This window comes from Microbispora sp. H10836, from assembly GCF_012999525.1.
Taxonomy (GTDB): Bacteria; Actinomycetota; Actinomycetes; order Streptosporangiales; family Streptosporangiaceae; genus Microbispora.
In genome coordinates this window covers 43,400-59,506 of the sequence record NZ_JABBWU010000026.1, presented here as the reverse complement: position 1 = coordinate 59,506, position 16,107 = coordinate 43,400, and the positions used below count along the sequence as shown (strand labels likewise).

Below are 16,107 nucleotides of genomic sequence, written 5' to 3'. Positions count from 1 at the left end.
CCCGCCGACCTTTGCCCCGTCGGGCAAACTTCGGCGGTCGCGGCACTAGGCTGAAATCGTGACCAGCGAGCAGACCTTGTCCTTCTATGAGGCAGTCGGCGGCGAGGAAACCTTTCAGCGGCTCGTCCACCGGTTCTACCAGGGCGTCGCGGAGGACCCCCTGCTGCGCCCGATGTACCCCGAGGAGGACCTCACCGGCGCGGAGGAGCGGCTGCGCCTGTTCCTCATGCAGTACTGGGGCGGCCCGAGGACCTACAGCGAGCAGCGCGGCCACCCCCGGCTGCGGATGCGGCATGTGCCGTTCGTCGTCGACGACGCGGCCCGCGACGCCTGGCTCAGGCACATGGGCGACGCCGTGCGCTCCCTCGAGCTGCCGGCCGAGCTGGACAAGCAGCTGTGGGACTACCTCGTCTACGCCGCCCACAGCATGGTCAACGCTTAAGCAACGGAAGCAGCGGGCAGCCAAAGACACATGGAAAAAACCCCCTGGTGGCGTGATGCCGTTGTCTATGAGATCTATGTCCGCAGCTTCGCCGACGCCTCCGGCGACGGTACGGGCGACCTGGCGGGAATCAGGGACCGCCTGCCGTACCTCGCCGAGCTCGGCGTCGACGCTGTCTGGCTGACCCCCTTCTACCCCTCCCCCATGGCGGACGGCGGCTACGACGTCGCCGACTACCGCGACGTGGACCCGTTGTTCGGATCGCTGGCCGACTTCGACGACCTGGTCGCCGACGCGCACGCGCACGGCCTGCGGCTGATGGTGGACATCGTGCCGAACCACAGCTCGTCGGCCCACCCCTGGTTCCAGAAGGCCCTGGCGTCCCCCAGGGGCTCCCAGGAGCGCGAGCGGTACATGTTCCGGGACGGCGGCCCCGAGGGCGGCGGAAGCGGCCATGGAGAGCCGAACAACTGGCTGTCCACCTTCGGGGGCCCGGCGTGGACCCAGGCGCCCGACGGCCAGTGGTACCTCCACCTGTTCGCGCCCGAGCAGCCCGACTTCAACTGGCGCAACCCGGAGGTGCGGGAGGAGTTCCTCGACATCCTCCGGTTCTGGCTCGACCGGGGAGTGGACGGCTTCCGGATCGACGTCGCGATGGGCCTGATCAAGGAGGAGGGGCTGCCCGACACGGACCCGGGCTTCGGGGCGAGGTCGCCCATCTGGAGCCGGCCGGAGGTGCACGACATCTACCGCGAGTGGCGGCGGGTGCTCGACGCCTACCCCGGCACCCGCGTCGCCATCGGCGAGGTCTGGACCGACTCGGCCGAGGACCTGGCGTTGTACGTGCGGCCGGACGAGCTGCACCAGAGCTTCAACTTCGCCTGGCTGGAGGCCCCCTGGTCGGCCACGGCCTTCCGCAAGGTCATCGACGACACGCTCAAAGCCGTCACCTCGCCGACCTGGGTGCTGTCCAACCACGACGTCGTACGGCACGTGACCCGCTACGGCCAGGGGTCGCTCGACCCGGGGGCCGGTCTGGCACGGGCTCGCGCGGCGCTGCTCGCCATGCTCGCCCTGCCGGGGTCGGCCTACCTCTACCAGGGTGAGGAACTCGGGTTGCCCGAGGTCATCGACCTGCCGCCGCAGGCGCGGCAGGACCCGATCTTCGCACGGTCGAACGGCGAGGTGCCGGGCCGCGACGGCTGCCGGGTGCCGCTGCCCTGGTCGGGCACCGAGCCGCCGTACGGATTCGGGCCGGGCGGCTCGTGGCTGCCGCAGCCGGCGGACTGGGCCGACCTCACGGCCGAACGGCAGGCGGCCGACCCGGCCTCGACGCTGTGGTTCTACCGCCGGGCGCTGCAGACGCGCCGGGAACTGCGCGGCACCCTGCCCGACGCCATCACATGGCTGGAGTCGCCGGAGGAGACGCTGTTGTTCCGGCGAGGCCGCCTGATCTGCGTGATCAACTGCGGTGAGGGCGCGGTCGCACTGCCGCCCCACGACCAGGTGCTGATCACCAGCGGTCCGCTCGACGGCACCTCCCTGCCCGCCGACACCGCGGCCTGGCTGCTCGCGGGCTGACTCCGCCACGTCCCGGGGCCGGCCGCGGGCGCTCGCCGTCGCGGCCGGTCACGGCGCGGCGGAGAACCGCCTGAGGTAGGTGAGTTCGTCCTCGTCGAGCCGGCGGGGACAGGCGGCCGCGGCGTCGTAGGCGACCATGATCGTGCGCGCCTCGACGTAGAGCGTCTCGTCGTCGCGGATCTCGTATGCCAGCGTGAAGCGGACCCTGGAGATCTCGGGCACCCATACCTCGACACGTACGGGGTCGGTGCGGAAGGTCAGGGGCCGCCGGTAGTCGATCTCGTGCCGGGCCACCACGAGGTCCTGACGGCGGCCGGCGACCTCGCGCGGCCGGTCCCACAGCATGGACACCCGCGCGTCCTCGAGGTAGTCGAAGAAGCGGACGTTGTTGACGTGTCCCAAGCTGTCGACGTCGGCGAAGCGCACCTTGCGCTCGAAAACGTAGCGAGTCACCTGATCCGGGAGATTACGCAGCTCGGTCACCGGTCAAACCTAACCGGCGCCCGTCCCCCGCCCGGCGGCGGGGGACACAGGCGGTGAGTCCGGTCAGTCGCGGGTGAGCTTGCGGTAGGTGACGCGGTGCGGGCGGGCGGCGTCCGCTCCCAGCCGCTCGACCTTGTTCTTCTCGTAGTCGGCGTAGTTGCCCTCGAACCAGAACCAGTTCGAGCCCTCTTCCCACGCCAGGATGTGGGTGGCGATGCGGTCGAGGAACCACCGGTCGTGCGAGGTGATCACAGCGCAGCCCGGGAAGTCGAGCAGCGCGTTCTCGAGGCTGGACAGCGTCTCGGTGTCGAGGTCGTTGGTGGGCTCGTCCAGGAGCAGCACGTTGCCGCCCTGCTTGAGGGTGAGCGCGAGGTTGAGCCGGTTGCGCTCGCCGCCGGACAGGATGCCCGCGAGCTTCTGCTGGTCGGGGCCCTTGAAGCCGAACGCCGCGACGTACGCCCGCGAGGGCATCTCGACGTTGCCGACCTTGATGTGGTCGAGCCCGTCGGAGACGACCTGCCAGACGTTCTTGTTCGGGTCGATGCCGGCCCTGCCCTGGTCCACGTACGAGATCTTGACGGTCTCGCCGACCGTGATGGATCCGGTGTCCGGGGTCTCGGACCCGGTGACCATCCGGAACAGCGTGGTCTTGCCGACGCCGTTCGGGCCGATGATGCCGACGATGCCGTTGCGCGGCAGGTCGAAGGACAGCTCGTCCATGAGCAGCCGGTCGCCGAAGCCCTTGCTCAGCTTCTCGGCCCGGATGACCGTCGTGCCCAGGCGCGGGCCCGGCGGGATCTGGATCTCCTCGAAGTCGAGCTTGCGGTACTTGTCGGCCTCGGCGGCCATCTCCTCGTAGCGCTGGAGACGGGCACGGCTCTTGGTCTGGCGGGCGCGCGCGTTGGAGCGCACCCACTGCAGCTCCTCCTCCAGGCGCTTCTTGCGCTTGATGTCCTTCTGGCCTTCGACCTTCAGACGCGCGGCCTTGGCCTCAAGGTAGGTGGAGTAGTTGCCCTCGTAGGGGTAGCACCGGCCGCGGTCCAGCTCCAGGATCCAGTTCGCGACGTTGTCCAGGAAGTAGCGGTCGTGGGTGACGGCCAGGACGGTGCCGGGGTACTTCTCCAGGTGCTGCTCCAGCCACTGCACGCTTTCGGCGTCGAGGTGGTTGGTGGGCTCGTCGAGCAGCAGCAGGTCGGGCTGCTCCAGCAGCAGCTTGCACAGCGCGACCCGGCGCCGCTCGCCACCGCTGAGCTTGCTCACCTCGGCGTCGGGCGGCGGGCAGCGCAGCGCGTCCATGGCCTGTTCGAGCTGGCTGTCGAGGTCCCACGCGTTGCGGTGGTCGAGCGCGTCCTGCAGGCGGCCCATCTCCTCCAGCAGCTCGTCGCTGTAGTCGGTGGCCATCTGCTCGGCGATCTCGTTGAACCGGTCGAGCATCGCCTTGGTCTCGGCGACGCCCTCCTCGACGTTCCCGAGCACGGTCTTCGACTCGTTGAGCGACGGCTCCTGCAGCAGGATGCCGACCGTGAAGCCGGGCATCAGCCGGGCCTCGCCGTTGGACGGCTGCTCCAGCCCCGCCATCATCTTGAGCAGCGTCGACTTGCCCGTGCCGTTCGGGCCCAGGACACCGATCTTGGCCCCCGGCAGGAACGACAGCGTGACGTCGTCGAGGACCACCTTGTCACCGTGCGCCTTGCGCACGCGCTGCAACGTGTAGATGTACTCCGGCATACCTTCAAGCCTAGGGGATAGCACCGGCAGCGCCGTCCGCGCTGCGAGGAGGCGGGGCCACGGGGGCGGCGGGGAGGCAGACCCTGTCCCTGCCGAGCTCCTTGGCGCGGTAGAGGGCGAGGTCGGCGGCGGCCAGCAACTCGATGAGATCCTCACCGTGCACGTTCATGATGGCCACCCCGGCGGAGACCGTGACCGTGACCGTCGCCTGCTCGGCGGGGACCACCATCCGGCCCACCCGGGCGCGCAGCCGCTCGGCCACCCGCCGCGCCTCGTGCACGTCGGCGCCGGGCAGCAGCACGACGAACTCCTCGCCGCCGAACCGCCCGACCACGTCGTACTCGCGCAGCTGGGTGCGGAGGGTGGCCGCCACCTGGGCGAGGACCTGGTCGCCGACCAGGTGGCCGTAGGTGTCGTTGACCTTCTTGAAGTGGTCGATGTCCACCAGGACCAGCGCGAGGGTGTCCCCGGTCCGCTGGGCTCTGACGATCTCCGTGTCCGCCTCCCGCTGCCAGGCGGCCGCGTTCAGCAGGCCCGTCTTCGGGTCCGTGCGGGCCGCGGCCTGCAGCTGGGCGTGCAGCAGGCTCCGCTGGAGCAGCACGACGGGCGGCAGCACGAGCAGCAGCAGCGCCAGGTTGAGCCCGCAGACGGCCGCGACGAGCACGCCGAGGCAGAGCTCGACCGCGTCGAGGAGGACGCGTTCGCGGTCCCACAGGACCTCGCCCCAGCGGCCCTCGGGGTCCGACGCGTGCGCCGCGACCGCGATCAGCGCGGTGTTGAGCACCGTGAACAGCACCGCGCAGGCCGCCGCGACCGCGATCGGCCCGCCCTCACCCGACGACAGGTGCGCGGGAACGGGGATCGAGCGATGGAAGACGGCCGAGGCGGAGGCCGCCGCGAGCCCGATCGCCGCAGCGCTGAACACACGGCGGTACAGCACGGTCGCCCGGACCCTGAGCTGCAGCAGGATCTGCATCGGTATGGGCGCGAGCAGGGCGTAGACCGGCGGAAGCAGGAAAGCCACCGGCAACCACCAGGCGGACAGCAGGTCGCGGGACACACCGGCCGGCATGCCGAGACGGCGGGTCGCCTCGATGCACACGGCACCGCACGCGGTGAGCGCCGCGAACATGACCAGGTGAGGAGCGTGGAACGCGGTGGACCTCGCCAGCACGGCGATCAGGACCGCGTCGAACGCCACGATCGCGCACACGTAGGACACGAGGGCGGGCGGCTGGGCCAGCAGGGGCCAGCGACTTCGCGAGCAGATCGCGCTTCGCGGCCTGGCCGAGGTCTGACCGGTCGCCGTCATCCCGCCTCCCAGTAGCCGAACCAGTAGCCGAAGCTCCATCTCACGATGAGTAACACAATAGTTGCGGAGTGTGCGAAGCGCGACGGGAACCGCTACCTTGGCACGGTGGCCATCTGCTTCTGATGGGCTAAGGGAGCGTCTGCGGCGGTTTGCCCGCGGACTCCCGGCCCCGGGGCGGACGGACATATCGGGTGCGGGGGGAAGCGAACGAAAGCGGGCCACCGCCGGAAGGAGCAGCCATGCCGCGAGGCGTCATCTGGACCTGATCGGTCCCCTGCGGAGCCAGCCCACGTGCGCCCCACGTGCTCTCCCACGCGCCCTCCCACGACCGCGCATGCACCGGACAGCGGGTACCGCGCGCCCTCGGCAGCCGGCATGGCCCCCTCCGCCGCCGCTGCCACCGACACCCACCCGCGGCACAACGCCGCCCCGCCGCTCGCCCCGCCCGCCCGCTCCGCCGCTCGCCTCGCTCCGGCCGTTCCTCCGGGCCGGCGCGCGGCCGACGTTCGGCGGCGGGACACCCGGTCAAGCCCGATCGATTGAGGCAGGGCGGAGGCGCCACCCTCGACGGGCGGGCCTCTCCGAGGCGGGGCGACGGCGTGATCAGGCGGCGAGAGCGCGTGGGAGCCAGGCGTCCTCGCCGCCCTGAGGGTCGCTCTCCGCGGTCTCCGGATCAGACGCGTCGCCCGGATCAGACGCCTCGCCCGGGCCGGTCGCGGCGGCCGCCGCCTCCGGTGCGTCTCCCGCGTCGGTCTCCTCCGGCCTGGCGGTCCGTCCCGGGTCGCCGGCCCACCAGGCGTCGCGGGCGCCGGCGGTCTCCCCCGCTCCGGCGGTCCGCAGGGCCTCGTCGGCCGTGCCTCGTCCGCCGACGAGGGCGTCGAAGGCCTCGTCACCGCCTCCGTCGGCGGCGACTCCCCCGCCGGGGGCGGCGGTGCCGGTGAGCTCCCACTCCCGCGTCGCGTCCTCCATCGCCTGGCGCTCGCCGTCACTCGGCGCGCCCGCCGAGTAGGCCCGGATCGGCTTCTCGAACGTGGCGATGCCCCACTTCAGGTCATGGCCCACGGAGCTGGCCTCGATCTCCGCCCAGAACCGCTGCTCGCCGTCGCGCTCGAACTGCTTGATGCGCAGCTTGCCGTACACCACGACCGGGTGGCCCTTGCGGATCGACTGCTGGACGTTGTCCGCCAGTCCCCGGTAACAGCGCACGGTGTAGTAGGTGGTGTCCCTGGTCTGCCAGGTGTTGGTCTGCTGGTCGAGGACGCGCCTGTTGACGGCCATCCGCATCGAGGTCACGCGAGAGCCGTCGCGGAACTGGTACTGCCGGGGGTCGTCGGTGACGTTCCCGCTCAGCGTGACGTAGATGTCGTTCATCGATGTGCCTCCCCGGCCCGGTCACTCGCCGGGCTCGGGTGACCACACTGGCCGGGAACATCACCGCCCCACCGGCCAGAACCGCGTTCTGTGGATGACACGGTGCCTGTGGACGACAGCCTGTGGGCGCCAACCTGTGAGCGACATCCCCCGGCTGACGGCCGCCTTCGCGGCCCCGCCGCGCGTCAGCGCCGGGTGGCCGCCATCGCGCCGAAGAACTCGTTGTACCGGTCCAGCTCGCGCTCGACCGGCTCGACGACCATGTCCTGTGTCAGGACGCCCACCCGGCGTCTCATGTCGCGCTCCAGCCGGTCGCGTTCCTTGCCCGCCGCGAGGACCACGAAGTTCCTGCTCGCCATGGCCGAGAACAGCCCGAGCCCGAGAACGCTGATCATCATCAGCCCCACCCAGGGCAGCACGCCCACGTCCCCGAGGACCTCGGCAGGCGGGCGGCCCGCCTTGAACACGCCGTACGCGAGGATCGCGCCCGCCCAGGCGAGGCTCGCGGCGAACATGACCACCAGGAGGTACTGCCAGATCTTCAGCAGCCACCACCAGGCGGGCACCCGGTCGAGCGGCGGAGCCACCTCCGCCAGATCGTTCGACAACGCCTCGGGAAGCTCGTCCACCCGTGAGCGGGCGGCCTCGCGCACGCCGTCGCGCCACACCTCGGGCATGCCGGCCGTCAGCCCGTCGGCGAGCGCCTGCACCGCGTTGTCCACCTCGGCGGGCTGGGCGGTCACCGAACTCGCGACCAGGCCGCGGATGTCGTCCTTCACCGCCCCGAGACGCAGGCTCTTGAGCGGGTCGGGCCGCATCCCGGCCGTCCAGCGTGCGTACGGCCAGCCGACCCAGTCGGCCGAGCGGACGGCGTGCACGTTCTCGAGGGCCTCGCCCAGGGCGGAGACGCCGATCGCGTCGCACAACGCGTCGACCAGCCCGGCACGCCGCGCTCCGTCCACCGTGGGCTCCACCCGCAGCAGCTCCGGCATGTCCTTCACCAGCCGCTGCACCAGCCGGTCGAGATCGGCTTCGAGGCGCTGGTAGGCCGCGCGCCGGGCGGCCACGGACTCGGCCAGGACGGCCTTCAGACTGTCCACGCCCTTGCCGGTGGTGGCGGACGTCGCGACCACCCGGGGATGGGCCACGCCCTCACGCCGGAGAAGGTCCTCCAGGTCGGCCACGCACTCCGCCTGCTCCTCCGGGGTGAGCCGGTCGGACTGGTTCAGCACGAAGACCGTCACCGCGTCGTACCCGGTCAGCTCGGTCACGTAGCGCCGGTGCACCGAGGCGTCGGCGTACTTCTGCGGGTCGAGCACCCAGACGATGAGGTCGGCCACCTGGATCAGCCGGTGGGCCTCGTGGTCGGTGAGCGCGCGGATCGAGTCGTGGTCGGGCAGGTCGAGCAGGATCAGCCCGTGCAGCTGGCTCTCGCCCTTGTCGAGGGCGCTGGCGCGGGCGAACCGGTGCCGCCACTGGATCTGCAGCCAGTCGAGCAGCGGGCCCGCGCCGTCGATGCCCCACACGCAGGCGTGGGTGCGCGCGGTGGTCGGCCGGCGTACGCCGATGGGCGAGAGCTCCAGCCCGGAGACGGCGTTGAACAGGGACGACTTCCCGCTGCCCGTGCCGCCCGCGAGCGCGACGACTGTGTGGTCGGACGACAGCTTGAGCCGGTCGCCCGCGCGCAGCAGGAGCTGGGCCGCCTCCGTGACCAGCGCCGGATCGAGCCGCCCCTGTCCCAGCTCGACGATCTTGGCCAGGGCGGCGAGCCTGGAGCCGAGCCCGTGCTGCGTTTCGGCGGTGCTGACAGCCGTCATGGATTCCTCACCGTGGTGCCGGAGGCGTACTCGGGTGTGAGCTGCCGGATCGGCTCCGTCATCGTGCGACCTCGAGGTTGTACGTTGCCTGGTACAGCCGCGTCGCCGCGGCCTCGTCCGGGATGCCGGCGCTGTCGAGCGCGTCGACGTACCGGAGGGTCTCCTCGTCGAAGAGCAGGCCGACGCGGGCGCGCAGGTCGCTGCGGGCCTTGGCGCTGATGTTGCGCAGCGACTCCGCGCCGAGCAGGCCGCGCAGCAGGCGCTGGGGCAGCGCGACGGCGCCCGCGCCCGCGGGGGCGTCCGTGGCGCCGTAGCCGAGCAGGCCGATCATGAAGATCAGCGAGAGCGACTCCACGTCGAACGAGATCAGCTTGGCCACCGACCGCTTGGTCACGCCCTCGGTGCGGATCAGTTCGGTGACGTGGTCCTGCCAGGCGGTGATCGTCCTGGTGGTCCTGCGTCCGATCTCCTCCGACGGGCGCCCGAGCCCCGGGGTCGCGGCCAGCCGGTCGCCCGCGCCCGCCCGCTGCCGCCAGCGCGTCACGACCTCCTCGGCGGCCTGCTGTACGGCCGAGTTGACCAGCGCTTCGAGGCCGGTCCGCAGGGCGGTCCTCAGCCCGCGCACGCGCTCCGGGCCCTGCTGGTGGCCCTTGCCTCCGCGCCGCAACTGCAGCGTGCGCATGAGGTCGCCGGAGCCGGCGAAGTCCTGCCATCGCGCGAGCACCTCCCCGCGCAGCAGCGAGCCGTCCCTGGTCGCCTCGTCGATCCCCGCCAGGGCCCCCATGTACGCCGCGTCGACGTCGGAGCGCAGATCGGCGCGCAGGGCGACCTGGGTCTCCAGGTGCCGGGCGAGGGCGGGCAGCCGGGTGCGGAAGCTGTTCAGCACGCCGTTCAGCGTCGTCTTGACCGCCGCCTCCCGCCGCTCGTCGTCGACGGACAGCGCGGACAGCCACATGCGCAGGTCGGCGATCTCGATCTCGGGCAGCCGCCCCTCCCGTACGGCCGTCTCGTTGATGACGAAGCACTCGACCTCGCCCAGGCCGTACTCCTTCAGCATGCGGCCGAAGTGCTTGACGACGACGTCGCGGGACTTCGGCGGCACGCGGGACAGCACGATGACCAGGCGCGCCCCGCGTTCCTTGGCCCGGCGCAGCAGGCCCCAGGACGGCGCGTCGGCGTACCGGGACGCCGTGGTGACGAACACCCACAGGTCGGCGGCGTCCAGCATGCGATGCGCGATCTCGTGGTGCTCCTCCACGACCGAGTCGATGTCGGGTGTGTCGAGCAGCGCGAGTCCCCGGGGTAGGGACGGGCTCGACCTCAGCACCACGCTGCCGGGCGGGGCGTCCCGCGTGGGTTCGTCGAGCCTGTTCAGTTCGCCGAGGAGGTCGCCCCGCGCGTACCACTCGTGGTCGTCGGGGTGGCAGGCGAGCACCGGCGTCGCCGTCGTCGGGCGGCGCACGCCCGTGGCCGAGACCTTGCGCCCGGCGAGCGAGTTGACGATGGTGGACTTGCCCGCCCCCGTCGAACCGGCCACGACGATCAGCGCGGGTGCGGTGCTCATGTGGACGCGCGGGATGACGTAGTCGTCGAGCTGCGCCAGGACCGCCGCCTGCGCCTTGCGCGCCTCCTCGGAGCCCGGCACGTCGAGACCGAAGTGCAGGCCCTTCACCGCGGTACGGAGGTTGTTGAGCGCCTCGGTCAGCGCCGCGGAGACCGGCTCCGGCATCGGGAACGAGCGGACCCGGTCGTCGTCGGACGCGTCCTCCACCGCGGTCTCCGCGTCCGGGACGTCTGGGACGTCCTCGGCGTCCTGTTCGCCGTCGCCGCTCTCCGGCCGTCCGGCCTCCTCCCCGTCGGCGTCCGCGGCCGCTCCCGCGGAGGGTTCTTCCGGTGCGTCCCGCACGGAGCCGTCCCCGGAATCGTCGTCGGCCGTGTCGTTCACAACGGTGCCGTCCGGAGCCGCGTCACCCAGGGCCGCGTCACCCAGGGCCGCGTCGGGCTCCTGCGCGGTCTCCACGGCGGGCGCGGACGGGGCGGGCGCGGACGGGGCGGGCAGCGGCCCGCGCGAGCCCGAGGGACGCGAAGCGGGCTCCGGATCGGGCTCGTCGTCGCGGATCGGGCGGAACGCGACGGTCCGCTCCCCCGGTGACTCCGGGTGCTCCTCGATGTCCGGCTCCTCGGTCACGGCGTCGCCGGAACCCGCACCGGTCCCGTGGTCGGGCGTGTTCCTGGCTGCCGATCTCACGGGACCCGCTCCGCTCGCACCATCTCGATCTCCTGGCCGACCTTGACGACCTCGCCGACGATCACGATCGCCGGAGGCCGCACTCCGGCCGCGGTCACCCGCTCCGCCACGGTCGACAACGTGGCGGCAACGGCTCGCTGGGTCGGAAGAGTACCGTCCTGTACCACCATCACGGGAGTTTCCGGTGAACGTCCGTCTCGAACCAGCGTTTCGGCGATCTCCTTGATCCGTTCGACCGCCATGAGAAGTATCAGGGTTCCGGTCGATCGCGCCAATCCGGGCCAGTCGACCGTGGACCTGGGGTCGCCGGGCGGGACGTGCACGGAGATGACGTGGAACTCCTGGCTGACCCCGCGGTGGGTGACCGGGACCCCGGCGGCCCCGGGGACCGCGACTGAGCTGGTGATCCCGGGCACCACGGTCACCGGGATGCCGGCCCGGGCACAGGCGATCATCTCCTCGCCACCGCGGCCGAAGACGAACGGGTCGCCGCCCTTCAGCCGCACGACGAACCTGCCCGCGCGGGCGTGCTCGACGAGCAGTTCGTTGATCTTCTCCTGGGACAGCGACCGGCCGTACGGCACCTTCGCCGCGTCGATCAGCTCGACGTCGGGCGACAGCTCGTCCAGGAGCGCGCGCGGCGCGAGGCGGTCGGCCACGACCACGTCGGCCTGGGCCAGGAGCTGGCGTCCCCGCACGGTGATCAGGCCGGGGTCGCCGGGGCCGCCGCCCACCAGCGCGACGCCGACCGGCTTGGTGCGGTGCCGCCTGGCGTCCACTGTGCCGTCGCGCAGCGCGCCGACGATCGCGTCGCGGATGCCGGCCGCGCGGCGGGGGTCGCCGCCCGCGGTGACCGCCACGCCGACCTCGTCCACCCGCCCGCTGGCGGGGGTCCAGGCCGCGGAGGCGTCCTTGTCGTCGGCCCGCACGCACCAGATGCGCTTGGCCTCGGCCTCGGCCGCGACCGCGGTGTTGACGTCGCGGTGGTCGGTGCAGGCGTGCACGAGCCAGGCGCCGTCGCAGTCGCCGACCTGGTACGGCCGGCGTTCCCAGATCACCCGCCCGGTGGCGATGAGGTCGTCCAGCGCCGGGGTGACGGTGGGTGAGATCAGGGTGACGGAGGCTCCGGCGTCGAGCAGCGCGGGGATCCGCCGCTGTGCGACGCGTCCGCCGCCGACCACGAGAACACGCCGCCCGTCGAGGCGGAGGCCGAGCAGGTAGGGCGCCATGACCCCAGTCTCCCTATCGCGTCAAGCGTGCATTGTTAGGAGGCAAACCTACCCGCTGGGCTCGGGCGACATTCACCGGTTGAGACTTGTGAGTCCACAGGTCGGTCGCCCCGCGGGCCCTCGGGACTCACTCGCCCTTGTCCGCCACGCCCGCGGAGTCGAAGGTGGCGACCTCGTGCATGACCCGCGCCGCCGCGCTGACCAGAGGGTGGGCGAGCAGCCCGCCGGTTCCCTCGCCGAGGCGCAGCCGCAGGTCGACGAGCGGGTCGAGGCCCAGGTGGGCCAGCGCCGCCGCGTGGCCGGGCTCGGCCGACCGGTGCCCGGCCAGGCAGTAGCCGATCGCGTCGGGCGCGATCGCGCCGGCCACCAGGGCCGCCGCTCCGGCGATCACCCCGTCCAGGATGACGGGCACCCGGGCCGCGGCGGCGCCGAGCACGAAACCGGCGATCGCCGCGTGCTCCAGGCCGCCGACCGCCGCGAGCACGCGCAGCGCCGCGTCCGGCCCGTCCGGTACGGCTCCCGCCTCGGTGATCCCGTTGGCCCGCAGGCCCCGCCGTACGATCTCGATCTTGTGCTCGAAGGTGGCGTCGTCGACGCCGGTCCCCCGCCCGGTGACCCCGGCGGCCGGCCTGCCGGTGAACGCGCAGATCAGTGCGGCCGACGCGGTGGTGTTCGCGATGCCCATGTCACCCGAGACCAGGCAGCGCGCGCCCGCGCCCACCAGGTCGCGGGCGACCTCGACGCCGACGACCAGGGCGGCCCCGGCCTGCTCCGGCGTCATCGCGGGTCCCTGCGACAGGTCGGCCGTGCCGTACGCGACCTTGCGGGCGAGCAGCCGGGGCGCGGGCGGCAGGTCGGCCGCGACTCCCACGTCCACCACCGTCACCGACGCGCCCACCTCGGCGGCGAAGGCGTTGGCGACGGCTCCTCCCGCGGTGAAGTTGGCCACCATCTGCGCGGTGACCTCCTGCGGCCAGGGGCTCACCCCCTGCGCGTGCACGCCGTGGTCGGCGGCGAAGATCGCCAGGGCGGCCGGGGACGGGAGCGGCGGCGGGCAGGTCCCGGCGATGCCCGCGAGCCGCACCGCGACGTCCTCGAGGACCCCGAGCGAGCCGCTCGGCTTGGTGAGCCTGTCCTGGTGGGCCCTGGCCTCCGCCATGGGGCCGGGCTCGACCGGGCGGATGGCGCCGATCGTCTCGCCGAGGGACGTCATGCTCTCTCCTTCTGTCGCCACCTGGTCCGGCCGCGGCGCCCCGATGCCGGCCCTCTGCTCACCGGCTCCGGCCGGGCGGCTGCCGGAACCCGGACCGGCGGGCGCGTCAGACGGCGCTGGCGACTCCGGGCTGGGCGAGGGGCTCGTCCGGCGCGTCGTCGCGGGGCTCCTCCCCCGCCTCGCCACGGCCGGCCATGCCGATCATGCTATCCGTCCCGATCTCGCCCTCCGCTTCCGGTTCGGGCATCTCGGCCTCGAGCGTCTCCAAGTCGAGGACGTCCACGTCGAGCTGTTCCAGATCCAGCGGCTCGGGATCGGGGTCCCGGGCCATGGTCAGGCGCGCGGCGATGGCGGTCACGAGGCCGGCGTCGGCCTCGGCGTCCGGGCTCGCGCCCGGCTCCGCGCGCCTCGTGGGGAACGGCCGGGTCAGCGGCGGCATCGTGGCCGGGCGGCTCGCGGCCGGCGACGAGGACTGCCCGCCCCCGGCGAGCGCCTCCTCGTACCTCTCGATCACCACGTCGGCGAGGCCCTCGCAGTCGCCGATCACCTCGGCGCAGCGGATGTCGAGGCCCTCGTGGTTGGCGCCGTACGCCAGCGCCTGCGCCAAGATGCGTTCGAGGACCGCGCCGGCGAACAGGACGTACGGCAGGACGATCACGCGCTTGGCGCCGAGCCTGCGGCAGCGCTCCAGGCCGCCGGGCACGCCCGGTCGGGTGTGCGAGACGTAGGCCGTCTCCACGGTCAGCAGGTCGGCGGCGTGGGTCTCCCAGAACAGCCGCGAGACCCGGTGGACCTCGGCGTTGACGGCGGGGTCGGTGGAGCCGTGCCCGACCAGGACGACCGCGGTCTCGCCGGGCGCGATCTCGGCGGGCGGCTCGTCGGTGACGAATCGCGGCATCTCCGCGCGCGCGTCGGCGAGCCGCTCCGCGAGCAGCTTGAGCACGCGCGGGTCGGCCCCGAGCGGGCGGCCGAGGTCGTATTCGAGCGTCGGGTGCCGCTCCTGCTCGAGGGCCATGGTGCCGGGGATGTCCCCGAGCGCGCGCCGGTCGGCGGTCAGGCTGAGCGGCACCGTGATCAGGTGGTGGTGCCCCCGGGCCACGAGAGAGGCGATGGAGTCGCCGAGCGGGGGGCGGGCGTTCGTGATGAAGCCGCCGCTCACTTCGGCGGGGAGCCCGTCGAGGCGGCAGCGGAGGCGGTGAACGAACCTGCCGAACTCGGCGACGCCGGTCTCATCGTGAGTGCCGTGGCCGATGAGCAGCAGCGGCGGTTTCATCTGGTCGATCTCCCCTGCAGTTGACCTGCGTCCGTTCACAATCCCCGCTCGCCGTCCGGGCCGGTTTCGCCCGAGCGCGCCGGGCCGGGGTCTCCCGCGTCGGGACGCGCGCTCGCCGGCCGGCGGGAGGCTCGGCTGGCGAGGATAGCCTTCCGGCCCTCAATCATGGTGGCCGCTTGACCCAGCGGCCCAGCGACTAGGGCGATTCTTTACCTATTGCCATGAAATTTCCCCGTTGAGCATGCCGAACAGTACGGCGTCGGCCCAGCCACCCGGGACCGGCAGCGCCTGCCGCATGATGCCCTCCTCGATGAACCCGGCCTTCCTCGCGACCGCCTGGCTGGCGCGGTTTCCCGTCGCGACCAGCAGATGGACACGGTGGAATCCGAGGTCGAACAGGTGGGCCGTGGCCAGCTGGGTGGCCTCCACCGCGTACCCCCTGCGGCGGGCCCACGGAGCGATCCAGTATCCCAGCTCGGCGTCCCCGCGCTCGTGGTCCTCGCGCTGCACGCCGACGGCTCCGGCGAGCCGTTCCCCGTCCTTCGGCTGTATCGCGAAGTTGCCACCATAGCCGGGGCCGTTCGCGTGCGCGAGCCGGGTGCACCACTCCAGCGCGCGCTCCAGCGTGTAGCCCTCGGCCCACGTCATCCAGCGGGCGATCTCGGGATCGCCCTTGACCGCCTCGACGACGTCGAAGGCGTCGTGCCGGGAGAACGGCCGCAGGACCAGCCGCTCGCTCTCGATCCTGCGGCGCGGGACGGCCCGTTCGTCGCCGCGCAGCCGGCCGAAGACCACGAGGTCGTGCGGCCCGTCGTCCTCGAATCCTGCGCCGCGCAGCAGTCCCTCACGGGTGAAGCCCGCCTTCTCGGCGACCCTGATCGACGCGAGGTTGCCGGCGTCGGCCCGCAGTTCGATCCGGCGCAGCGGGCCCTCCAAGAGCAGGCGGCCGACGAGCCCGCGGACCGCCTCGGTCGCGTAGCCCCGGCGGCGGTGGGCGGGATGCACGCCGTATCCCACCTCCGCGGTGCCCGCGCCCCACTGGGTCTTGAAGACGCTGATCGACCCGACCACGCCCTCCCGCGCGTGCATCGCGAGGTGGATACCCTGACCCGAGCGCCACAGCTCGTGCACGCCGTACGACAGCCACTGCGCGATGCCCGAGGCGTGCCCGGGCGCGCCCGGCGGCAGCGCGGTGAGGTGCGCGCCGTCCTGGATGATCGCCCGCACCTGGCCCGCGTCTCCGGGACCGAACGGCCGCAGGATCAGCCGTTCGGTGTTGACCGTAAGCCGCTCGTCGAACAATGCGTCACTCCATCACATGAGCGGATTTTTCGCCCGCCGCAGATTATGTGGGACACGGCCTCACCGCTCCCGATGTTTGGGGCAGGCGGTCCGGGTACGAGGCACGAC

The 16,107-nt window shown here is 72.4% G+C and carries 10 protein-coding genes and 2 pseudogenes; 2 read left to right on the top strand and 10 right to left on the bottom strand.

What is annotated here, in order from left to right; genetic code table 11:
• Positions 1 to 76: 76 nt before the first annotated feature.
• Positions 77 to 436, top strand: a pseudogene (locus tag HHX30_RS34635) (globin); the annotation flags it as partial.
• Positions 437 to 472: 36 nt separating this feature from the next.
• Positions 473 to 1,555 (top strand): annotated as a pseudogene (locus tag HHX30_RS34630) (alpha-amylase family glycosyl hydrolase); the annotation flags it as partial.
• A gap of 516 nt (positions 1,556 to 2,071) precedes the next feature.
• Here the strand turns inward: HHX30_RS34630 and HHX30_RS34625 are convergent.
• The 10 genes from HHX30_RS34625 to HHX30_RS34580 form a co-directional block, all read right to left on the bottom strand.
• Positions 2,072 to 2,476 carry a thioesterase family protein gene (locus HHX30_RS34625; protein ID WP_311922991.1) on the bottom strand — a complete coding sequence of 135 codons (405 nt, stop codon included), beginning with the start codon at positions 2,474 to 2,476 and terminating at the stop codon, positions 2,072 to 2,074.
• Positions 2,477 to 2,569: 93 nt separating this feature from the next.
• A complete protein-coding gene (ettA, locus tag HHX30_RS34620; protein ID WP_169987591.1) occupies positions 2,570 to 4,234 on the bottom strand; it encodes an energy-dependent translational throttle protein EttA in 1,665 nt (554 codons plus the stop codon).
• 10 nt (positions 4,235 to 4,244) lie between these two features.
• Complete coding sequence (locus HHX30_RS34615) at positions 4,245 to 5,546, bottom strand: GGDEF domain-containing protein (protein ID WP_169987589.1); 1,302 nt, start codon at positions 5,544 to 5,546, stop codon at positions 4,245 to 4,247.
• A 603-nt stretch (positions 5,547 to 6,149) separates the two neighbouring features.
• The gene (locus tag HHX30_RS34610) at positions 6,150 to 6,917 is read right to left on the bottom strand and encodes a single-stranded DNA-binding protein (RefSeq protein WP_169987587.1); all 768 of its coding nucleotides are present in this window, start codon (positions 6,915 to 6,917) and stop codon (positions 6,150 to 6,152) included.
• A 185-nt stretch (positions 6,918 to 7,102) separates the two neighbouring features.
• Positions 7,103 to 8,734: a GTPase gene (locus HHX30_RS34605; protein WP_169987585.1), complete on the bottom strand. Its 1,632-nt coding sequence runs from the start codon at positions 8,732 to 8,734 to the stop codon at positions 7,103 to 7,105.
• Between the two features lie 58 nt (positions 8,735 to 8,792).
• Complete coding sequence (locus HHX30_RS34600; RefSeq protein WP_311922990.1) at positions 8,793 to 10,982, bottom strand: dynamin family protein; 2,190 nt, start codon at positions 10,980 to 10,982, stop codon at positions 8,793 to 8,795.
• Positions 10,979 to 12,211 carry a uroporphyrinogen-III C-methyltransferase gene (cobA, locus tag HHX30_RS34595; RefSeq protein WP_169987583.1) on the bottom strand — a complete coding sequence of 411 codons (1,233 nt, stop codon included), beginning with the start codon at positions 12,209 to 12,211 and terminating at the stop codon, positions 10,979 to 10,981. The genes HHX30_RS34600 and cobA overlap by 4 nt, the downstream gene beginning before the upstream one ends.
• Before the next feature lie 127 nt (positions 12,212 to 12,338).
• On the bottom strand, positions 12,339 to 13,424 hold the full coding sequence (gene cobT, locus HHX30_RS34590) for a nicotinate-nucleotide--dimethylbenzimidazole phosphoribosyltransferase (RefSeq protein WP_169987581.1): 1,086 nt from the start codon (positions 13,422 to 13,424) through the stop codon (positions 12,339 to 12,341).
• Positions 13,425 to 13,530: 106 nt separating this feature from the next.
• Positions 13,531 to 14,697, bottom strand: a complete 1,167-nt coding sequence (locus HHX30_RS34585) for a sirohydrochlorin chelatase (RefSeq protein WP_249350752.1) — start codon at positions 14,695 to 14,697, stop codon at positions 13,531 to 13,533.
• 213 nt (positions 14,698 to 14,910) lie between these two features.
• Positions 14,911 to 15,999: a GNAT family N-acetyltransferase gene (locus tag HHX30_RS34580; RefSeq protein WP_169987579.1), complete on the bottom strand. Its 1,089-nt coding sequence runs from the start codon at positions 15,997 to 15,999 to the stop codon at positions 14,911 to 14,913.
• Positions 16,000 to 16,107 lie beyond the last annotated feature (108 nt).